Source organism: Streptomyces sp. NPDC056835 (genome assembly GCF_042789485.1).
GTDB lineage: Bacteria > Actinomycetota > Actinomycetes > Streptomycetales > Streptomycetaceae > Streptomyces.
The window spans coordinates 51,086-71,172 of the sequence record NZ_JBHUBB010000016.1 but is presented as its reverse complement, the minus strand read 5'-3'; the positions used below and the strand labels follow the sequence as shown (position 1 = coordinate 71,172).

Below are 20,087 nucleotides of genomic sequence, written 5' to 3'. Positions count from 1 at the left end.
GGCACCCGACCGGACGCGGGACGATCTCAAGATCGGCTCGAATCGATGTGCATAACCCGTATGGAGTCGGGTAGCCGCGCGCCCATGGCTTCACCACCAGAGCACGACAAGGAAAGAACCGCGAAACGCCCTATAGGCCGCCGGTCCCTTCTGCTGGGTACGGCGGCGCTGGGCGCCGCCGTGACGCTGGGCGCCGCCGGCTGCGGCAGGATTCCCTCCGGTGACACGCTCGCCCGGCTGAAATCGCAGCGCACGGTGCGGCTCGGTATCGCGGGCGAGGCACCGTACGGATTCATCGACGACCAGGGCGATTTCACCGGTGAGGCGGTGGAACTGGCGAAGGTGATCTTCAAGCGGCTCGGTATCGGTTCCGTACAGCCCGTGGCCACCGATTTCTCCTCGCTGATACCCGGCCTCAACTCACAGCAGTTCGATGTCGTCTCGGCCGGGATGTACATCAACAAGGAGCGCTGCGCGCAGGTCATCTTCGCCGATCCCGAGTACCAGATGCTCGACTCGTTCATCGTGCGCAAGGGCAACCCCAAAGGGCTGCACTCGTATCAGGACGTGGTACGGACCAAGGCGAAGATCGCCACCGGCACCGGCTACGCGGAAATCGACTACGCGATATCCGCCGGGGTCCCGGAGAAGGAACTCGTCATCCTCCAGGATCCGGTCGCGGGGCTGAACGCGGTCGAGTCCGGCCGGGTGGACGTATTCGCGGGCACCGCGCTCACCGGCCGCGATGTGGTGAAGAAGAGCAAAAAGGCGGAGGCCACGAAGCCGTTCGCGCCGATCGTGGACGGAAAGAAGAAGATCGACGGCGGCGGATTCGCCTTCCGCCCCACGGATTCCGCTCTCCGGGACGCCTTCAATGTCGAGATCCACAAGATGAAGAAGAGCGGCGAGCTGTTCCGCGTCCTCAAGCCGTTCGGCTTCACGGAGGCGGAGATGACCACCCTGACCGCAGAGGAGCTGTGCGCATGACAGCCGGCCTCTGGACCCACTGGGTGCTGCCCGGTATCTGGATCACGATCCAGCTCACGCTGTACAGCGCCGCGCTCGCGACCGCCGTGGCCTTCACCGTCGGTACGGCCCGTACGCACAGCTCGCGCTTCGTCCGATTCCTCGCGGGCCTGTACACCGAGATCTTCCGCGGCACCTCGGCACTGGTGCTGATGTTCTGGCTGTTCTTCGTCATGCCGGGCCTGTTCGGCTGGGCCCTGGTCCCGATGTGGGCCGCCGTACTGGCGCTGGGCCTGTCGTACGGGGCGTACGGCGCCGAGGTCGTACGCGGCGCCCTGAACTCCGTGGCGCCCGCGCAGCGCGAGGCCGGCATCGCGCTGAACTTCTCCCCCTGGCAGCGCATGCGGCTGGTCCTGCTGCCCCAGGCGGTCCCGGAGATGATCCCGCCGTTCTGCAACCTCCTCATCGAGCTGCTGAAGGGCACCGCTCTGGTCTCCCTGCTCGGCGTCGCCGATGTGTCCTTCGCCGCCTATCTGGTGCGGCTGGCGACTCAGGAGAGCGCGCAGATCTACTCGGTGACGCTGGTGATCTATTTCGTACTCGCGTTCGTCCTGGCCCGTGGAATGCGGGCACTTGAGCGCAGGACCAAGGCCGGGATCGGCATCACGGCGACACCGGGAGGCACCCGATGAACAACTGGGACTGGTCCGCCGTCGCGGACTTCATGCCACGCTTCTGGGACGGCCTGCTCCTCACCCTCCAGGTGCTGGTGCTCGGCTCGCTGCTCTCCTTCACGCTCGGTCTGGTCTGGGCGATCGGTTTCCGGGCGCCGACACGTTTCGTCCGGTGGCCGGTCAATGCCATCACCGAGTTCATCAGGAACACTCCGCTGCTCGTGCAGCTGTTTTTCTTCTTCTTCGTCCTGCCCGAATGGGGTGTGCAGTTCTCCGGGCTGACCACCGGCACGATCGCGATCGGTCTGCACTATTCGACGTACACCGCCCAGGTCTACCGCGCCGGTATCGACGCGGTGCCGCTCGGGCAGTGGGAGGCGGCCACCGCGCTCAGCCTGCCGGCCGGCCGTACCTGGACGGCGGTGATCCTGCCGCAGGCGATCCGGCGGATCGTGCCCGCGCTGGGCAATTACGTCATATCGATGCTGAAGGACACGCCCCTGCTCGCCGGGATCAGTGTGCTGGAAATGCTCCAGCAGTCCCGGCTGGAGAGCGCGGCCACCTTCCAGTACACCGAACCGCTGACCGTGGTCGGTGTCGCCTTCATTCTCATCGCCTACCCGGCTTCTCTTCTCATGCGAGCCCTGGAGCGTCGTCTTGTCCGCTGACATATCCACCCCCGAAATCACCGATCCGAAAACCATCGATCCGGCGGGCGAGCTGATCCGTTTCGAGAATGTCACCAAGCGGTTCGGAAAGAACACCGTGCTGGACAATCTCTGTTTCTCCGTGCGGCCCGGAAAGCATGTGACCCTGATCGGCCCGTCCGGCTCCGGCAAGACGACGATCCTGCGGCTGCTGATGACCCTGGTCAAGCCGGACGAGGGCGTCATCACCGTCAATGGCGACAAACTTTTCCCCGCCGACAACAAGCATGTCCGTGAAGCGCGCAAGAACATCGGCATGGTCTTCCAGCAGTTCAATCTCTTCCCCAATATGAACGTCCTGCGCAATGTCACCGAGGCCCCGGTCAAGGTGCTGGGGCTGAGCAAGGACGAGGCGGAGGAGCGCGGCCGTGAACTGCTCGATCTGGTCGGACTCGGCGACCGCTGCGCGGCGAAGCCGACCCAGCTCTCGGGCGGCCAGCAGCAGCGGGTGGCGATCGCCCGCGCGCTGGCCATGCGTCCGAAGATCCTGCTGCTCGACGAGGTCACCTCGGCGCTCGACCCCGAGCTGGTCGCGGGCGTACTCGACGTGCTCAGGGACATCGCCCGCACCACGGACATCACGATGCTCTGTGTGACCCACGAGATGAACTTCGCCAGGGACATCTCCGACGACGTCCTGATGTTCGACGCCGGCAAGGTCATCGAATCGGGCCCGCCGGAGAAGATCTTCTCCGAGCCGGAGCACGAACGTACGCGCGAGTTCCTGGGCGCGGTGCTCTGACCTCGCGTCCCTGCTGAGTAGTATTCCGCTGGCATATGCCAGAGCGATACATCCCAGCCCAGAGCGCCGGCCCGCCCGCCCCTTATGGGTAACCGCCGCCCCGGTAAAGGCTCTTGACGGCTATCGTGGTGTGTGAGCTTGCGGTCACAACCTGCTGGGGGGAACCGTGGTGCTGAAGCCGGAGCCGACGGCGCCGTTCCATTCGGTGCGGTACGCGCTGCGTGTCCTGGAGGCCGTGTCCAAGTACGGCGGCGGGGTGACCGAGGCCCGGATAGCCCAGGAGAGCGGGCTGCCGGCCGGTCATCTGACTCCCCTGCTCTCCCTGCTGCGCCGCGAGGGATACGTGGAGCAGGTCACGGACGGCGCGTATGTGATCGGCGACTCGCTGGCGCTGCTCGGCTCCGGCGCGGCCCGGCAGCCGGCCCTGGAGGACAGGCTGCAGAGCACGCTGGACGAGCTGCGCGACTCGGTCGGGGCGGCCGTCTATCTCAGCCGCTACATAGACGGTGAGATCAAGGTCACTCAGGTCGCCGACGGCCCGCTGACGCCCGCGGTCAATGAGTACGTGGACTTCCGCGCCACCGCCCACGCCAGCGCGATCGGCAAGTGTCTGCTGACCCAGCTGGACAGGGACGGCCGCCGGGACCATCTGGACCGCCACAAGATCGCCCGGTTCACCTCCCGGACGATCACCAGCGAGCGGCTGCTGTTCTCCCGGCTGGACAGCCAGGCGCCGACGGTACCGGTGCTCGATCTCCAGGAGTACGCGCTGGGGACGGTCTGCGCCGCGGTCCCGCTGACGGCGGGCTCCACCGTGGGCTGTCTGGCGCTGTCGTTGCCGGTCGAGCACGCCCACCGGCTGCGGGTGGCGGCGGAGACCCTGAACCGCGGGGCGGCGCCGCTGGCCCTCTCGCTGACGATCTAGGTGTATTGACCCGCGTGCCTCTCCCGGCAGGCGGTGGTTCTGAGCACCCCGGACCACCGGGTATTATTTTCGAGTCAGCGGGCGCCGCTAGCTCAGTTGGTTAGAGCAGCTGACTCTTAATCAGCGGGTCCGGGGTTCGAGTCCCTGGCGGCGCACAGACACGGGAAGGCCCCTCGCGAAAGCGGGGGGCCTTCCCGCTTTCAAGATCCTCAGGCCACGGACCTCGAACCGTCCACCATCGGGCTCACGCCGAAGATGTCGACCGCGTGGTAGTACGTCCACGCCAGCCCGTCGCAGGACGTCTTCGTGGCGCCCGAGTACCCCGAGCACACCCGCTTCAGGTCCGCGTAGAACGCGGAGTCGAGGCGTGCCTTGTTCGCCGGGAACTGACCGGCCGCCTTGTAGTTGCGGTAGCCGAAGTCGTGACGGGCACAGGCGGTCTGGAACGGGAACCCGAAGGGGTTGTCCGGGGAGGACGAGCAGTAGTCCGTGGACCAGTCGAAGCCATAGGCCGACCACGCGCCCTGGTTCCCCCGGGCCGAGACCCAGGAGTTGTAGCTGGCGGCGGACTCCTGGGTCCAGCCGCTGAGGACCTGCGGCTTGTCGGCCGGGGCGGCGGCGGCCTGAGAGGCCGTCACCAGGGAGGCGGCGAGGGCGAGTACGGCTGAGGCGAGCGGAAGTGCCAGACGTCGACGCATGACGGTGATCCTCCGGGCGAGGTATGGGGGGACATGGGGGGACAGACGCTCCGCGACCGGGTGGGCACGGAGCGTCCATAGCGTGAGCGGCGCGGCTGTCGCATGGGTCTACGCGCGATGACCGACGCGGGAATGGTCCCCCAAATCCCGGCGTCGGCAAACCCCCTGGGCGGCGAACTCCCGGCGGACGGAGTCCAGTTGACGCTTCCGTCCCCCGTTGACCGATCTGCGCCCAGGCCGCTGGGGCGGACGGGACGTCCGAACCAGGACGTGCTGCGAGAGCCCCGGAAAGCCCCGGCCGGCTCGCGACGCCCTGCGGGCGCACGGCGCTAATTCCGCGACACGCCCTCGTCGACTCCCTTGAGCAGGCAGGGGATTTCGACCCGCAGGACGGTCGGGCCGCCGGCCGGGCTGGACAGCGAGAGCCTGCCGTCCAGTACGGAGACGCGGTCGGCCAGTCCGGTCAGTCCGCTTCCCCCGCCCGCGCGGGCGCCGCCGTCACCGTCGTCCGCTATCTCCAGCACCAGCCGCCCGTCGCCATACCCGCCCGAGACGGTGACACGGCTCGCCCCGCTGTGCCTGCCCGCGTTCGCCAGCGCCTCGCACACCACGAAGTACGCGGTGGCCTCCACCGCGTCGGAGAACCGCCGGGCCCCTTCGATCCGTACGTCCACCGGCAGCGCCGAGCGGTCCGCCACGTCCGCGACAGCCGCCGCGAGTCCGTAGTCGGTGAGGACCTTGGGGTGTATGCCCCGGATCAGTTCGCGCAGCTCCGCCAGCGCCTCGCCGGCCTCCTGGTGCGCCGCGTCGATACGGTCGGCGACCGGGCCCGGCGGGGCGTCCAGCCGGGCCAGACCGAGTGTCATGGTCAGCGCGACCAGCCGCTGCTGTGCACCGTCGTGCAGATCTCGTTCGATCCGGCGCCGCTCCGCCTCGAAGGCGTCCACCAACCGCACCCGGGAGCTGGTCAGTTCGGTGACCCGTCGGCCCAGCGCGGTTTCCCGGGGCGCTATCAGGATCCGGGTCAGCTCGGCGCGGGCGCCGGCCAGCACGCCCAGCGCGTAGCAGCAGACGGCGAGGAAGAGCAGCCCGAGCACGGCGAACACGCACGCCATGGGCCAGGAGGTGACCGTCCACACCTTGACGACCTTCACCTCCTCGCCTTCCCCCACGGTGGCCAGCAGGACCGGTGTGGCGACCATGGCGAGCGGCAGCAGCAGACAGAGGACGACGGCGATCGCGTCGAGCGGCCACAGCACCAGGGCGAGGAGCACGGCGTACCCCAGTTCCCGCCAGGTCGACCGCTCCTGGAAGCGGGTCCGCAGCCAGGGCCACAGCCCCGGTTCGGCCGGCCGCCGGTGCGGATCGGCGGCGGGCCGCTCATCGATCAGCCGCGTCCTGAACCGCTCCAGCCGGGCCACCGGCAGCCCGCCGAGCGCCGCCAGGGCGAGGAGCGGCAGCCCGATCAGTACGAGGGAGAGCACCCCGCCGACGGCGACGACGGCCACCGCCACCAGCAGCACGGCGATCCCGGCCGGTACGCCGCTGACCAGATACGCCGCCGCGCGCCACGGCCAGGGCGAGAGCGGGAAGTCCGGCCGGGCCAGGGCCTGCCACAGGGTGCGGGTGCGGGAGCGGGAGTGCATGGGAGGACCGTAGAAGGCGAACCGGACAACGGGCCATCCATGCAGACGGAGTATCCGGGGTAGTGCCTGCCCTACCCCAGGACTACGTCCTGCACTGGTGTGCCGGGCGGCGCGCGACGGTGGAATTGTCCCATGACTCACGACATGGCCGACGACACACATCGCGACAGACGCGACGCGCACCGCGACGCACACCGCGATGTGCACGGCGACGCGCTCGGCGACGCGCTCGGCGACGCGCTCGGCGACGCGATTCAACTGCGCTCCGTACGCAGGATCCACGGATCGGGGGACAGCGCCGTCGCCGCCCTCGACGAGGTCTCCCTCTCCTTCCCCCGCGGCACCTTCACCGCCGTGATGGGCCCCTCCGGCTCCGGCAAGTCGACGCTGCTCCAGTGCGCGGCCGGTCTCGACCGGCCCACCTCGGGGTCCGTGTCCATCGGCGGGACCGAACTGACGGAGCTGACCGAGAGGAGACTGACCCTGCTGCGCCGCGACCGTGTCGGCTTCGTCTTCCAGTCCTTCAATCTGCTGCCCGCGCTGACGGCCGAGCAGAACGTGGCGCTGCCGCTGCGGCTCGCGGGGCGCGGGATCTCGCGGGCCCGGGTACGGGACGTACTGGACCGCGTCGGTCTGGCCGACCGCGCCAAGCACCGGCCCTCCGAGCTGTCGGGCGGCCAGCAGCAGCGGGTCGCGCTCGCCCGCGCCCTGATCACCCGCCCCGAGGTGCTGTTCGCCGACGAGCCGACCGGGGCGCTGGACTCACGGACCGGCCGTGAGGTGCTGGCCATGCTGCGCTCCCTGGCGGACCGGGACGGCGGCACGATCGTGATGGTCACCCATGACCCGGTCGCCGCCTCGTACGCCGATCGCGTCGTCTTCCTGGTCGACGGACGGGTCAGCGGCGAGCTGCCGGCGCCGTCCGCCGAGGAGATCTCCGCCCGGATGACCGCGCTGGAGGCCGTGCCGTGCTGAGCGTCGCCCTGCGTACACTGCGCAGCCGCTGGGCCACCTTCGTCGGCGGTTTCGTCGCGCTCTCCTTGGGCGTCGGGCTGATCGCGACCATGGGGCTCGCCCTGGCCGCGAGTCTGGACGCGCCCGAGCGCCGCCCCGAGCGGTTCGCCGGGGCCCCGGTCGTGGTGAAGGGCGCGGACACCCTGCGCGTACCGACCCGGATCGGGGACCGGGTCGCGAAGCTGGACAGTCCGCGTCCCGTACCGCCGTCCCTGGCACGGGAGTTGGCGGCACTGGGCCGTACGGTCGAGGACCGTACGTTCCCGGTACGGGCCGCGGGCGGTCCGGCCGGGCTGGTGGGGCATCCCTGGTCCACGGCCGCCTTCGCGCCGTACCGCGTCGAGACGGGCCGGGCGCCGAGGGCGGCGGACGAGGCCGTGGCCACCGGCGACTGGACCGCGCCGGGCCGACGGGTGCGTACCGACCGGGGGACGGTGACGATCGTCGGTACGGTCCGGGATCTCGGCTTCGAGCGGGCGCTCTTCTACACCGACGAGCGCGCGGCCCAGCTGTCGCCGCGAGTGGACCAGTTGGTGGTGGACGCCGATCCACGGGCGGTACGGGCGAAGGTGGCGGGCTCGGCGGACGCGGCGGGCGTACGGGTGCTCACGGGCGCCGGCAGGAAGGACGCCGACGCCGATCCGGAGCGCGACAGCGAGGCCCTGGTCGCGGTGAACGCGATGCTCGGCACGGCGGCCGGAGTCACCGGTTTCGTCTCGGTGTTCGTGGTCGCGTCGACGTTCGCCTTCGCTGTCGCGCAACGGCGCCGGGAGTTCGGGCTGCTGCGCACGGCCGGCGCCACCCCCGGCCAGATCCGGCGCATGGTGCTGACGGAGGCGATGGTGGTGGGGGTGGCCGCTTCGGCGGCGGGCTGCGCGCTGGGCGCGCGGGGAGCGCCCCTGCTGGCGGCGTGGCTGGTGGACGGCGGGCTCGCGCCGCGCTGGTTCGCCATCGGGTCGTACACCTGGCCCTACCAACTGGCCTTCTTGACCGGTCTGTTCGTGGCGCTCTCGGGTGCGGTGGCCGCGTCGCGGCGGGCCGGGAGGACGGGGCCCATGGAGGCGCTGCGTGACGCGGCGGTGGACACCGGGACCATGACCCGCGGCCGGTGGCTCTTCGGCGCGGGGCTGCTGCTGGTGGGGATCGGGCTGCCGGTCCACGCCCTGCTGACCGAGCCGGGCGGCCTGCTCGGCCGTAAGTCGTACACAAGCGGTCCGATGCCGCTGATCGTCGCGTGCGCGCTGCTCGCGCCGGTTGTGGTGCCTCCGCTCGCCCGGCTGCTCGCCTGGCTGCCCGCCCGGCTGCCGGGCGCGACCGGCCTGTTGGTACGGGAGAACGCGGCCGCCGGGGTACGGCGCACCGCGGCCGTCGCCGCGCCCGTGCTGGTGACGGTCGCGCTGACGGGCTCCCTGCTCGGTGCCACGGCGACGCTGGACGGGGCGAAGGCCGACGAGATCCGGCAGCGGACCACGGCGGATTTCGTGATCTCCGGTCCTGGCGGGGAGGCCGCGGCCGGGCAGGACTCGGGCGGACCGGCCGCGGGCGGACCTGCTGCGCGCGGACCGGGCTTGGACGCTGCGACGGTGGAGCGAATACGGCGGGTCCCCGGCGCCGTGGTCTCCCCCACCGCCGCGAGCGCCGTCCACGTACTGGAGGACGGGGTCGCGCTGATCAGGTCCGACGCCCGCGCGGCCGATCCGGCGGCCCTCGCCGCGACGGCCCGACTGCCGCTCGCCACGGGCCGGGTGACCGATCTGGACGACCGCTCGATCATCGTCACCGAGGAGTGGGAGCGGCATACGGTCGGCGAGTCCGTGGACGTATGGCGGGCGGACGGTACGCGGACCACGCTGCGGATCGCCGCCGTCATGCGCGTCGGGACCGGCGGCAACGGGGTGTACGTGACGCCGCGCAACGCCCCGGGCGCGTCCGTCGACCGGATCGACGTGAGGCTCGCGGAGGGCGCCGACGCGAGTGCCGTGGCGGCCGGTCTGCGCGCGGCGGCCGGGCGCTCGGGCGGGCAGGTGTTCACCAAGGACGCGTGGGTGGCTGCCAGTTACCCCGAGACCGACGGCAGAACGCGGACGGGGTTCCTACTGGTCCTGGGCATCGCGCTGCTCTACACCGGGATCTCCCTGGCGAACACCCTGGTCATGGCGGGTTCCGACCGGGTGCGGGAGCTGGCCGCGCTCCGGCTCGCGGGCGCCACCGTGCCTCAGGTGCTACGGCTCGTCGCGGCGGAGGCGCTGCTGGTCGTGGCGGTCGGGACCGTGCTCGGCACGCTGGTCGCCGGGGTCGGTCTGGCCGGGTTGTGGGGCGCGCTGGGCATCCTCCACGCGGGGTCCCCGCTCGTACTGCCGTGGAACGCGCTCGGCGCGGCGGCGGGCGCGTGCGCGGTGCTCGCCACGGTCTCGGCGGTGGTCCCGGCCGCGCTCTCCCTGCGCCGGCGGCCGGTGGAGTACGCGGGCGCGCGTGAGTGAGTGAAGGGATACGCGGGCGCGCGTGAATGACGCGAGCCTCGGAGAGCGCGGACCGCACGGCGGCGGACCGGGAAGAGCCGCGCTCCCCGAGGTTCCTACCGTTTCCTACTGGTTCCTACTGGTTCCTACTGGTTCCTCTGGGTCCTACTGCTGAGGCATGCCTCAGAACTGGACGTCGGAGCAGGCGTAGAACGCGTTCGACGTGTCAGCGATGGTCCAGACAGCCACGATCAGGTGCCGGCCCGACTTCGACGGCAGCGTGCCCGAGTGCGAGAGCGTCGCGGGCGGCTGCTGGTTGTTGTACGGCACCGTCAGGAACGGCTGGGAGTCGAGGGCCGCCCGGGTGACCGGTGCGTTCGAGTTCCATCCGTTCTTGGTGATGTAGTACTTGAAGTCGGTCGTGGCGTGCCGGGCGGTGAACTGCCAGCGGAAGTTGTAGCTCTGGCCGCTCGATACCTTGGTGGTGGGCCAGGCACCGCCGCGCGGGTCGTCGAGCTGCGCGAACTGGCCGAGACCGCCGGAGCAGATCTTGCCGTCGGCGGGACCGCCGGCCGGGAAGCCCTTGGGCCCCTCGACGCTCTGCGGTTCCCACTGGATGTTGCCGCAGTTGGTGACCGTGCCGTTGGCACAGAGCTTCTGGCGGCTGATGGGGGAGTCGGTGTAGCCGTGGCTGCTGGCGCTGCCGGTGGCGAGCAGGGAAACGCCCGCGACCGCGAGGCCGACCACGGCCGCGCCAATCTTCTTTCGCATGCTTCGCTCCAGAGAACGTGGGGAGTTCGGTGAGCCGTGCTGCGCGCGTGCAGGGTGAGCACATCTGCGGTCTAGACCAAGTCCTAGAGTATGGACAGAACTTGACCGTGTCCATAACAAGTACAGACAAGGTCCAGACCAATTACCGCCAGCCGGTCACCAGTTCTCCGTGGCCCCCTGACGGCCCGTGTAGAACGCGACGGTGAGGTCCTTGACCAACGCCTTGCGCTCGTAGTCGTCCAGCTCCACCAGTCCCCGCGAGGTGAGCCGGTTCACGGTGTCGTCCACCGCGTCGACCACCGAGGTCAGCACGGTGTCCCGGTGCTTGGCGTCGATCGCCGCGATCCGGCTGCGCTGCATCGCCACCGCGATCTCCGGCGCGTACTCGATCCGGGTCGGCTGCGCCGAGAAGACATCGACGCCGACCGGCCGGCACTCCGCCGACAGCATCCTGGTCAGGGAGTCGCCGACGGCCTCGGCGTTGCGCAGCGTCGGCGCCTCGTCGTGGAACGCGTCGGCCGGCAACTGCGAGAGCACCCGCGCCATCGCCGCCTCCACCTGGTCGCGCAGATATTCCTCGTGGTCCGGGACGCCGAGCGCCGCGCGTACGGTGTCCCGCACCCGCCAGACGACCAGCACGACGACCCGCAGCGCGGTGCCGTTCGAGTCGACCGCCGGCATCGGCTCGCTGCGCCAGTGCCGCAGCCGTACGTCCACTGCGCGGCGCAGCAGCAACGGGCTCACCCACAGCAGTCCCGTACGGCGCACGCTGCCCCGGTAGTCACCGAAGAGCGTCAGCACCCACGCCTGGCCGACCCGGCCCCGGCCGAGCCCGCCGAAAGCGAAGAGCACGACCGTCACCCCCAGCACGAGCAGGGCCCACCGACCGAGCCCGATGCCGTGGTACGGGCGCCACGGCAGCCCGAGCACCCTGGACGCGCTGTCCGGTACGGCACCGGTCGTCCACAGCACCACCGCGCAGGCGATGAGCGCCACGCACCCGACGAGGGCGGCGACCCAGCCGGGCAGGGCCGGCCCCGGCCGTTCGGCGAGCTTGGGGTCCGCGGGCGGCGCGGCGCGCGTCGGCACGACGGGCATGGGCGCGGGCCCTGGCACCCGGCGGACCCGGGGCTGCTCCCCGGTCCCCCACCGGCGTCCGACGACGGTGGGCCTGACGGCTTGTCCGGCGGGGTGTCCGACGAGGTCTCCGGCATCGGGGTGTCCGGTGGCTTCGAGCGCGTCGGCCTCGTCGCGGAAGAGCAGATGGACGGGGATCTCCTGAGTGCTGTCGCCCACGATGAGCGGGCTCCACCGGGGAGTACCGGCGGTACGTACGAACGGAGCGGCCCCCGCGCCGGGCGCGTGGGCACCGAAGGCCGCGAGGACCGGTCGGCCGCCGGGCGCGTCCTCTCCGACGGGGCCGGCCGCGGGACCGGTCGCCATGGGCACGCTCACGGCATCGTCGTGAACGGCATCGTCGTGAACGGGATTGTCATGAACGGCATCGTCCTTCCCGAAGAACACCGGCTCCGGTACGAGCTCCGCCGTGTCCTCGACCGACGGCTCGACCGTCGGCTCGGGCACCTGCTCGGGCACCTGCTGGGGCGCCCGCTCGGGCTGGGGGTCGGGCTCGGACGTGTGCTCAACCGGCGGCGGTGTGCGCCGTACCGTGAACACGCCCCTCAGCTCGTCCTCGTCGTTGTTCGGCCGCCAGGTCGTCGTCATCCTTGCCTCCGTCATGCGAAGAGTCGCCGCCAGGTTTCCGGACCCGGGTAGCCGTTGGCCGTGCTGCCGCGCCAGCCCTGCGCGAGCTGGAACGCCTCGACATTGCGCCGGTCGGCCTCGGTCCAGAGCCTGCCGGGACCCGAGGTGTAGTGCTTGCCGAAGCCCTTCCTCACCAGCTGCCTACCGAGCTGCTCGACGTAGGCGCTGGACTGGCCCGGCCGGAAGAACTCGACGCCCGGAAACGCCCCCGCCTTCCCCGTACCGTTCCCGTTCCCGTTCCCGTTCCCGCCGCCTTTTCCGTTCCCACCGCCGCCACTGCCGCCACCACCGCCACCGCCGCTGACGGAGCCGCCGGGGCGCACGCCCGCGTCCCCGGCCGGGATGCTCTTGCCCAGGCCCCGCACCAGCAGACGCCAGGTCCCGGGCCCCGGCCGGCCGTCCGCCTCCGCGCCGCGCCAGCCCTGCGCGAGCTGGAACGCCTGAGTGGCCCGCCGGTCCGCCTCGCCCCACTCGGGTCCGGGGCCCTGGCTGTAGAAGCGCTTGCCACCCCGCTGGATCAGCAGCCGACCGAGCCGGGTGACGTGCGCGTTGCGGGCGCCGGGCCCGAAGGAGCGCGCCCCCGGATACGCCGCCGACGCCCCGGCCCCCTTGCCCGTGGCCGAATTCGACCCCTTGCCCTCCGATACCTCGGTCAGCCCTTTGTAGCGGTACGGCACATAGCGGTCGGAATTGCTCCAGTACCCGATCGGCGTGGACTCCGAACGCGTATACGGCTTGGTCTGCTCGTAGGCCAGGTAGTAGGAGTGCGTGTAGTCGGTCCAGCCGCCGAAGAGCGTGACATGCGACCCCTTGTTGGGGTCGGCCGGATTGTGGAAGAGCAACATGTCCCCGGGCTCCAGCTCGTCCCGCGAGATCCGTACGCCGAAATCCGCCAGGCTGCCCGTCCACTCGTTGTCGAAGAGGTTCCAGGCCATCGACACATAGCCGGAGCAGTCCTGGCGATACCCGTCCGACCAGTACTTCTCCATGCTGTACGGCACCTGCTCCCGCACCCACCGCTTGGCGCGGTTGATGATGTCGGCCCGGGTGGTCGCGCGCAGCTCGCCCGGCGGCTTGCTCGTCCCGGGGCCGGGCAGTGGCCGCCCGTGCAGGGGGCCGCTGCCGCCCTGCGGGGTGGTCGGATTCGGATCGACGGAGGTGCCGGCCGCCGTACCGGGTGGCGCGGCGGCCCGTGCCGTGTCGGTGCCCGCACTCGTGGCGCCCAGGGCGACCCCCGCGGCGGTCACCAGCACCACCGCGCGCCGGGCACCGTGCGCGGCCGGATGACCACCGGCCCGTACCGGCAGCCCTCTGGCCAGATCGCGCCGGTGGTCGGCGCATCCCGCACAAGGGCAGTCGGGAGCGGGCTCGTACTCCTCGAAGACCGGGACGGTCATGCGATCCCCTCCACACTCATCAAGATCTTTGGGCGCGGTCACAAGGGCGCCGACGTGTCAACTGTCCAAACAAATCGCATTTTGACGGATCAAAGGGAAGAAAGGACAATCCGACAGGCCGCAACACCCATCAAATGGTCGGGGCCACCCAAGCCGATCGGGTAGAGTTGGCCAGGTCAGCAGGCGCCGCTAGCTCAGTTGGTTAGAGCAGCTGACTCTTAATCAGCGGGTCCAGGGTTCGAGTCCCTGGCGGCGCACGCACGGTCGAGGCCCCCTCACTTCACGTGAGGGGGCCTCGCTTGTTGTTTCACGCGCCCGCTCACGCGCCCGTTCATTCGCCTCTTCGCGCATCCGTCCACGCATCAGCGAATTCGGATACTTGGCCGGTCAACTACACAGTGTCTTCACGTCACACACCGTTGGACAGCCAACACTCCGAGCGCCCCACGAGCCCATGAAGTACCGCCTGAGCTGGGAAGTTCTTCGAAACAATACGGTGACGCCCCGCACCGCGCCGCTCACGATACGATTCCCCTCGGGGCGGATGCCCCAAGGTTCTTCACATGATCAGACTGACCCTGTGAACGCCAATGGGGCATGCGGTCCGAACAGTTGGACGCGGTACGAGGGGATGTCCCAGCGGTGGGTCCGCGGGGGGCGGGGGCCCCGTCCGCGCCCGGTGGCCATGACCGGCGTCATGCAACCGAACGGCCGCCGTTTCCTCTCCATGAGGACGGGGAGCGCAATTCACGCGTCCGGGGCGATGGTCGAGGAAGACCACTCCGGATGAATCGATCGACCTATCACGCGACGAGCGTGCGTGCGGGGGGATGGCTCATGACGTCGACGCCAGGCGGCGACCAGCGGAACGACGACGTTTCCCGGACCACCCAGCTCCGGATCCCCTCGCATCTCAGAAGGGGCGGGAGCCGGCCACGGCCGAAGAAGGACGTCCTGCCGAAGTACGACTACGAGCACTACAGTCGGCTCGCCGGGCCCCTCACCAGGCCCGACCCGGGCAAGCCGTACCGGGTCCAGTACCGTTCGCTGCTCTCCCAGGAGCCGCACCGCATCCGCGCCGCCCTGCTGCTCGGCGCGGCTCCGCTGCTCTCGCTCGGTCTCTTCGTCTGGCTGATGCAGCCGCAGCACTGGACGGAGCGCGACCCGAACCTCAAGAACGATCTCCTGCTCGTCCTCGACATCGTGATGCTCGTCTCGATCGGACTGATCGAGCTGTTCCGTACGATGAATGTCCTCTCGAACGCGCACGCGACGCTGGTGGCGCGCGACCCGATCCCGGTCGTACCCGAGGCCAATACCCGCGTCGCCTTCCTCACCTCCTTCGTACCGGGCAAGGAGCCCCTGGAGATGGTGACGAAGACGCTGGAGGCCGCGGTGAGGATCCGGCACCGCGGGCCGATGCACGTATGGCTGCTGGACGAGGGCGACGACCCCGCCGTCAAGGAGGTCTGCGCCCGCCTCGGCGTATATCACTTCTCCCGCAAGGGCGTGGCGAAGTGGAACCAGGCCAAGGGCGCGCACCGCGCGAAGACCAAGCACGGCAACTACAACGCCTGGCTGGACGCGCACGGCGACGACTACGAGTTCTTCGCCTCCGTCGACACCGACCACGTACCGATGCCCAACTACCTGGAGCGGATGCTCGGTTACTTCCGCGACCCGGACGTCGGCTTCGTCATCGGCCCGCAGGTCTACGGCAACTACGACACCTTCGTCACCAAGGCCGCCGAGTCGCAGCAGTTCCTCTTCCACGCGCTCATCCAGCGCGCGGGCAACCGCTACGGCGCCCCCATGTTCGTCGGGACGAGCAACGCCGTCCGGATCAGGGCACTCAAGCAGATCGGCGGTCTGTACGACTCGATCACCGAGGACATGGCGACGGGCTTCGAGATGCACCGCGCCAGAAACCCGCGGACCGGCAAGAAGTGGCGCTCGGTCTACACCCCGGACGTGCTGGCCGTGGGCGAGGGCCCGACCGCCTGGACCGACTTCTTCACCCAGCAGCTGCGCTGGTCCCGGGGTACGTACGAGACGATCCTCAAGCAGTACTGGCGCGGGTACGGCACGCTGCCGCCCGGCAAGCTCTTCAACTACACGATGATGATCATCTTCTACCCGATGTCGGCGCTCAACTGGATCCTGGCGGCGCTGAGTTGCGCGCTGTTCCTGGGGATGGGCGCCTCGGGTGTACAGATCGACCCGGCGATCTGGATGATGCTGTACGGCAACGCCTCGGCCCTCCAGATCGGCCTCTACATCTGGAACCGCCGGCACAATGTCTCGCCGCACGAGCCCGAGGGCTCCGGCGGTCTGGCCGGTATGGCGATGTCCGCGATGTCCGCGCCGCTGTACGCCCGGTCCCTGATGGACGCGGTCCTGCGGCGCAAGAGCAGCTTCGTGGTGACGCCCAAGGGCGACTCGTCCAGCCCGGACACGCTCTTCGGCACGTTCCGGATCCATCTCTTCTTCATCCTGATCTTCGGCGGATCGCTGGTCACGTCCTTCTTCCTCGGACACGACCATCCGGCGATGATCACGTGGGCGACTCTGGCCATGCTGATCACGGCGGCGCCGATCATCGCCTGGCGCCTGGGGATGCGCGAGGAGAAGAAGAAGCGACGGGGCAAGCGGGGACAGCGGGGTACGCACCGGGGTGGCAGCGGGGGCGGTCACGCGCGGCCGGCGGGCGAGGCGCCACCGACCGTGCCGCAGCCGGCCGTTACGGACCACGCCGTTCCCGGCTCGGCGCTCCCGCAGGCCGCGGCCACCGATCAGACCGTACGGATTTCCCTTGGGGGACGTAAGAAATGAGCGCGATTCCCGTCCGGCACAACCACCGCAAGAACCGCGCCCGTCGCATAGCGATAGGCGCGGCGGTGGTCGTCGCGGTGGCCGGCTTCAATGGACCCGCGCTCTATCGGTTCGGCTCGGAGCAGTATCACGAGTACAAGATCAACCGCCCTGAGTACAAGGCGGAGAACGGCTACTGGGACTTCCTCGACATACCGGCCGACTTCAAGATCAACTCGATCCACGCCTCCCTGCTGCACACCGGCAAAGTGCTGCTGATAGCCGGCTCCGGGAACAACCAGAAGAACTTCGACGCGGGCAAGTTCGAGTCGGTGCTCTGGGACCCGGAGACCAACAAGTACAAGATGATCCCGACGCCCAAGGACATGTTCTGCTCCGGGCACACCCAATTGCCCGACGGGAACCTGCTGGTGGCGGGCGGCACGAAGCGGTACGAGAAGCTCAAGGGTGATGTCACCAAGGCCGGCGGCCTGATGATCGTCCACAACGAGGACCCGGACAAGCCGATCACTCTGCCCGCGGGCACGGTCTTCACCGGCAAGGGGAACGGCAAGACATTCGTCTCCAAGGACCCCGTCCTCGTCGAGAAGGCGACGAAGGTCTTCGACAAGGAGACGGGCGCGTTCCTGCGGACCGAGCCGGGTCTGGGCCGTATCTATGTCGAGGCGCGCGAGTCCGGGAAGAAGTACGAGACCGGCACCGAGGACAACTACCGGGTGCACGGCATGAAGGGCTCCGACGCCCGCAATGTCTACGGCATCGCGCAGAAGCTCGCGCTCGACAAGAAGGACTTCCAGGGCATCAGGGAGGCGTTCGAGTTCGATCCGGTCGCGGAGAAGTACATCAAGGTCGACCCGATGAACGAGGCCCGCTGGTACCCGACGCTGACCACGCTGAAGGACGGCAAGGTCCTGGCGATGTCCGGGCTGGACGAGATCGGCCAGATCGTCCCGGGCAAGGACGAGATCTACGACCCGAAGACCAGGAGCTGGGAGTACACCGGGATCATCCGGAAGTTCCCCACCTACCCGGCGGTCTTCCTGATGGACAACGGCAAGCTGTTCTACAGCGGGTCCAACGCGGGTTACGGGCCGGCCGACGTCGGCCGCGACCCGGGGATCTGGGATCTGGAGACGAACAAGTTCGACAAGATCCCGGGGCTGAGCGACCCGGACCGGATGGAGACCTCGGCGACGGTCATGCTGCCGCCCGCGCAGGACCAGAAGTTCATGGTCATCGGCGGTGGCGGGGTCGGTGAGTCCGACAAGTCCAGCGACAAGTCCCGGCTGGTCGATCTGAAGGACCCCGACCCCCGCTTCACGGACGGCCCGACGCTGGAGAAGGGCACCCGCTACCCGAGCGCCTCGCTGCTGCCCGACGACACCGTGCTGGTCACCGGCGGCTCGGAGGACTACCGGGGGCGCGGCGGCTCGGACGTCCTCCAGGCCCGGATGTACGACCCGAAGTCGTCCACGTACAAGCGGGTGGCCGACCCGGCGGTGGGCCGCAACTACCACTCGGGCTCGGTACTGCTGCCCGACGGCCGCGTCATGATCTTCGGCTCGGACGCGCTCTACGCCGACAAGGCCAACACCAAGCCGGGCGTGTTCGAGCAGCGGATCGAGATCTACACCCCGCCGTACCTCTTCCGCGACTCACGCCCCACGCTGTCGGGCGGCCCCAAGACCGTCGAGCGTGGCGGCACGGCGGCCTTCAGGACGAAGGACCCGGCGTCGGTCAAGACGGCGAAACTGATGCGACCGAGCGCGGTCACGCATGTCACCGACGTCGAACAGCGGTCGGTGGCACTGGACATGAAGAAGACGGCGGACGGCATCGAGGTCACGATCCCGAAGAACAGCGCGCTGGTACCACCGGGCTGGTACATGGTGTTCGTCACGGACGAGGAGGGAACGCCGTCGGAGGGCGTGTGGGTGGAGATCCCGTAGCGGCCATGCCTCTGGAGGGACGACTCGATCACGGACATGAGCCTGGAAGATCGGCAGAGGACATCCCGGCTGGTGCTCGGTTCACTCTCGCAGGTGAGCCGGGAGTCCGTCGTCCACGGGGTAGAGGCGTTCGCGGGAAAGCAAGTGCCGGGCGGCTTCCAACTCCCCCTCCCGCACTTGGGCGTGGATCGTGTGGGCGAGCGGGGTCCCCTGCACGCGCGCAGGAGAGCGCTTCAACTCGCGCTTCCAGAGCGCCGGTGCGAGGCGCGGTGGTAGTGCGACAAACAGGCATACGCCAGAGCCGACTCCTTCCCGTCCTGGGCGATCGACACGGCCAGCACGGACGTCTGATCCTCTTGGGTGCCTGCCCCAGCCGCAGTGGTGCATCATCCACAGGAAAGACGGCTTGATCCATGTCAAGCGTTATTCGTAGTCCTCTTCCACTCTGTCGCATACCAGCAGGCCAGAGGCCATGCCTCAGGGTCGAGTGATCCATGTCTCCGAGGATGGCCGATCGTCACGCCCCGGAATCGTCTGTCCTCGCTGCCCGTGGGTAGCGTCGCATAGACGTCTGTTGCCGGCCGCCGGTCGCCGCGGCGGTATCTAAGGGGTGGGTACGGGCATGCCGTCTGGTGCAGCGGAGAGTACGGGAAAGGGGTTCACGTCGACGAGCGCCACACGGGTGATGGCGGCGGCGTGCCGACGCGCGGGTCTCGACGGTGACGGCGCGCGTCTGGTCCGGCTGGGAGAGAACGCTCTGTTCCGCCTCGCCGCGCACCCCGTGGTGGTACGGATCGCACGATCGATGGAGTATCTGGACTCGGCGCGGGGTGAGGTTCAGGTGTCGCGCTGGCTGGCGGGTGAGGGGTTCCCGGTCACGCGGGTGGTCGATGATCTGGAACAGCCGGTGATCGTTGAGGGTCATCCCGTGACGTTCTGGCACCTGATCGAGGAGAGTGACCGGAAGCCGACGTACAGGGAGCTGGGCGCGGTTCTGCGTGACCTGCACTCGCTCAGCCTGCCGGACACGTTGACGCTGCCCCCGTACCCGGTCCTGGACCGGACGGACCGGCGGATCAACGCGGCGGTGGACATACCGGAGGACGATCGCGCGTTCCTGCGCAAGCGTGCGCGTGAGCTGCGGGATCGAGTGGGAGACCTTCGGTTCGAGTCCGAGAAGGGTCCCGTGCACGGGGATGCCCATGTGCAGAACCTCATGGTGGACAAGAACTGTCAGGTGATCCTGATTGATCTGGAGAGGTTCAGCTTCGACTTTCCCGAGTGGGATCTCATGGTCACGGCCACCGAGCATCACAGCCTGGGGTGGCAGACCCCGGAGGAGTACGGCGCCTTCGTCGGCGCGTACAGGCGGGATCTCCGTACCTGGTCCGGGTTCTCCACCCTGCGGGCAGTGCAGGAATTCAACATGACGACGTGGCTGATGCAGAACGTCTCCGAGAGTTCCGAGACAGCGGCGGAGTACGCCCGTCGGATCTCCTCGCTGCGGAACGACGACGCGCCGCGCGACTGGAACCCGGGCTGA

At 69.3% G+C, this 20,087-nt stretch carries 16 protein-coding genes and 2 tRNA genes; 12 read left to right on the top strand and 6 right to left on the bottom strand.

All coding sequences use genetic code 11. The features are described from left to right. The first annotated feature begins 84 nt into the window (after positions 1–84). The 6 genes from ehuB to ACFRMN_RS19935 all read left to right on the top strand — a co-directional run bounded on the left by ehuB (position 85) and on the right by ACFRMN_RS19935 (position 4,169). Positions 85–987 (top strand): ectoine/hydroxyectoine ABC transporter substrate-binding protein EhuB, encoded by a 903-nt coding sequence (ehuB, locus tag ACFRMN_RS19960; protein WP_383021218.1) that lies wholly within the window; start codon positions 85–87, stop codon positions 985–987. Continuing rightward, positions 984–1,658 (top strand): ectoine/hydroxyectoine ABC transporter permease subunit EhuC, encoded by a 675-nt coding sequence (ehuC, locus tag ACFRMN_RS19955; RefSeq protein ID WP_383021215.1) that lies wholly within the window; start codon positions 984–986, stop codon positions 1,656–1,658. The genes ehuB and ehuC overlap by 4 nt, the downstream gene beginning before the upstream one ends. Further along, complete coding sequence (gene ehuD / locus ACFRMN_RS19950) at positions 1,655–2,308, top strand: ectoine/hydroxyectoine ABC transporter permease subunit EhuD (protein WP_383021212.1); 654 nt, start codon at positions 1,655–1,657, stop codon at positions 2,306–2,308. The genes ehuC and ehuD overlap by 4 nt, the downstream gene beginning before the upstream one ends. Further along, positions 2,298–3,089 carry an ectoine/hydroxyectoine ABC transporter ATP-binding protein EhuA gene (gene ehuA, locus ACFRMN_RS19945; RefSeq protein ID WP_383021209.1) on the top strand — a complete coding sequence of 264 codons (792 nt, stop codon included), beginning with the start codon at positions 2,298–2,300 and terminating at the stop codon, positions 3,087–3,089. Before ehuD ends, ehuA begins: the two co-directional genes overlap by 11 nt. A 166-nt stretch (positions 3,090–3,255) precedes the next feature. After that, positions 3,256–4,014, top strand: a complete 759-nt coding sequence (locus tag ACFRMN_RS19940) for an IclR family transcriptional regulator (RefSeq protein WP_383021207.1) — start codon at positions 3,256–3,258, stop codon at positions 4,012–4,014. 81 nt (positions 4,015–4,095) lie between these two features. Beyond that, a tRNA-Lys gene (locus ACFRMN_RS19935) sits at positions 4,096–4,169 on the top strand. A 54-nt stretch (positions 4,170–4,223) separates the two neighbouring features. On the opposite strand, the gene ACFRMN_RS19930 is transcribed toward ACFRMN_RS19935, so the two are convergent. Then, a complete protein-coding gene (locus tag ACFRMN_RS19930) occupies positions 4,224–4,712 on the bottom strand; it encodes a phospholipase (protein ID WP_383021205.1) in 489 nt (162 codons plus the stop codon). Positions 4,713–5,041: 329 nt separating this feature from the next. Beyond that, complete coding sequence (locus ACFRMN_RS19925) at positions 5,042–6,358, bottom strand: sensor histidine kinase (RefSeq protein ID WP_383021202.1); 1,317 nt, start codon at positions 6,356–6,358, stop codon at positions 5,042–5,044. Positions 6,359–6,490: 132 nt separating this feature from the next. Between ACFRMN_RS19925 and ACFRMN_RS19920 the strand changes: the two genes are divergently transcribed. Both ACFRMN_RS19920 and ACFRMN_RS19915 read left to right on the top strand, forming a co-directional pair. Beyond that, positions 6,491–7,333 (top strand): ABC transporter ATP-binding protein, encoded by an 843-nt coding sequence (locus ACFRMN_RS19920; RefSeq protein WP_383021199.1) that lies wholly within the window; start codon positions 6,491–6,493, stop codon positions 7,331–7,333. Next, entirely contained in the window at positions 7,327–9,852 is a 2,526-nt protein-coding gene (locus ACFRMN_RS19915) for an FtsX-like permease family protein (RefSeq protein ID WP_383021197.1), read from the top strand. Before ACFRMN_RS19920 ends, ACFRMN_RS19915 begins: the two co-directional genes overlap by 7 nt. Positions 9,853–10,014: 162 nt before the next feature. On the opposite strand, the gene ACFRMN_RS19910 is transcribed toward ACFRMN_RS19915, so the two are convergent. The 3 genes from ACFRMN_RS19910 to ACFRMN_RS19900 all read right to left on the bottom strand — a co-directional run bounded on the left by ACFRMN_RS19910 (position 10,015) and on the right by ACFRMN_RS19900 (position 13,763). Beyond that, on the bottom strand, positions 10,015–10,602 hold the full coding sequence (locus tag ACFRMN_RS19910; protein WP_249949588.1) for a lytic polysaccharide monooxygenase: 588 nt from the start codon (positions 10,600–10,602) through the stop codon (positions 10,015–10,017). 156 nt (positions 10,603–10,758) lie between these two features. After that, entirely contained in the window at positions 10,759–12,327 is a 1,569-nt protein-coding gene (locus ACFRMN_RS19905; protein WP_383021194.1) for an SPFH domain-containing protein, read from the bottom strand. A gap of 11 nt (positions 12,328–12,338) precedes the next feature. Beyond that, positions 12,339–13,763, bottom strand: coding sequence for a peptidoglycan-binding protein (locus ACFRMN_RS19900; RefSeq protein WP_383021192.1), 1,425 nt, complete (start codon positions 13,761–13,763; stop codon positions 12,339–12,341). Between the two features lie 183 nt (positions 13,764–13,946). On the opposite strand from ACFRMN_RS19900, the gene ACFRMN_RS19895 reads away from it, so the two are divergent. The 3 genes from ACFRMN_RS19895 to ACFRMN_RS19885 all read left to right on the top strand — a co-directional run bounded on the left by ACFRMN_RS19895 (position 13,947) and on the right by ACFRMN_RS19885 (position 18,544). Next, positions 13,947–14,020: transfer RNA gene (locus ACFRMN_RS19895), tRNA-Lys, on the top strand. A 580-nt stretch (positions 14,021–14,600) separates the two neighbouring features. Beyond that, entirely contained in the window at positions 14,601–16,595 is a 1,995-nt protein-coding gene (locus tag ACFRMN_RS19890; protein WP_383021189.1) for a glycosyltransferase, read from the top strand. Then, positions 16,592–18,544, top strand: a complete 1,953-nt coding sequence (locus ACFRMN_RS19885; protein ID WP_383021187.1) for a galactose oxidase-like domain-containing protein — start codon at positions 16,592–16,594, stop codon at positions 18,542–18,544. The genes ACFRMN_RS19890 and ACFRMN_RS19885 overlap by 4 nt, the downstream gene beginning before the upstream one ends. 81 nt (positions 18,545–18,625) lie before the next feature. On the opposite strand, the gene ACFRMN_RS19880 is transcribed toward ACFRMN_RS19885, so the two are convergent. Continuing rightward, complete coding sequence (locus ACFRMN_RS19880) at positions 18,626–18,964, bottom strand: DUF4291 family protein (RefSeq protein WP_383021184.1); 339 nt, start codon at positions 18,962–18,964, stop codon at positions 18,626–18,628. 202 nt (positions 18,965–19,166) lie between these two features. Between ACFRMN_RS19880 and ACFRMN_RS19875 the strand changes: the two genes are divergently transcribed. Beyond that, on the top strand, positions 19,167–20,087 hold the full coding sequence (locus ACFRMN_RS19875) for a phosphotransferase enzyme family protein (RefSeq protein ID WP_383021182.1): 921 nt from the start codon (positions 19,167–19,169) through the stop codon (positions 20,085–20,087).

Coding starts and splice junctions, on each gene's coding strand:
- ACFRMN_RS19900 (WP_383021192.1), bottom strand. CDS start 13,763: ATGACCGTCCCGGTCTTCGAGGAGTACGAGCCCGCTCCCGACTGCCCT.
- ACFRMN_RS19885 (WP_383021187.1), top strand. CDS start 16,592: ATGAGCGCGATTCCCGTCCGGCACAACCACCGCAAGAACCGCGCCCGT.
- ehuB (WP_383021218.1), top strand. CDS start 85: ATGGCTTCACCACCAGAGCACGACAAGGAAAGAACCGCGAAACGCCCT.
- ACFRMN_RS19890 (WP_383021189.1), top strand. CDS start 14,601: ATGACGTCGACGCCAGGCGGCGACCAGCGGAACGACGACGTTTCCCGG.
- ACFRMN_RS19925 (WP_383021202.1), bottom strand. CDS start 6,358: ATGCACTCCCGCTCCCGCACCCGCACCCTGTGGCAGGCCCTGGCCCGG.
- ACFRMN_RS19930 (WP_383021205.1), bottom strand. CDS start 4,712: ATGCGTCGACGTCTGGCACTTCCGCTCGCCTCAGCCGTACTCGCCCTC.
- ehuC (WP_383021215.1), top strand. CDS start 984: ATGACAGCCGGCCTCTGGACCCACTGGGTGCTGCCCGGTATCTGGATC.
- ACFRMN_RS19920 (WP_383021199.1), top strand. CDS start 6,491: ATGACTCACGACATGGCCGACGACACACATCGCGACAGACGCGACGCG.
- ehuD (WP_383021212.1), top strand. CDS start 1,655: ATGAACAACTGGGACTGGTCCGCCGTCGCGGACTTCATGCCACGCTTC.
- ACFRMN_RS19905 (WP_383021194.1), bottom strand. CDS start 12,327: ATGACGACGACCTGGCGGCCGAACAACGACGAGGACGAGCTGAGGGGC.
- ACFRMN_RS19875 (WP_383021182.1), top strand. CDS start 19,167: ATGCCGTCTGGTGCAGCGGAGAGTACGGGAAAGGGGTTCACGTCGACG.
- ACFRMN_RS19910 (WP_249949588.1), bottom strand. CDS start 10,602: ATGCGAAAGAAGATTGGCGCGGCCGTGGTCGGCCTCGCGGTCGCGGGC.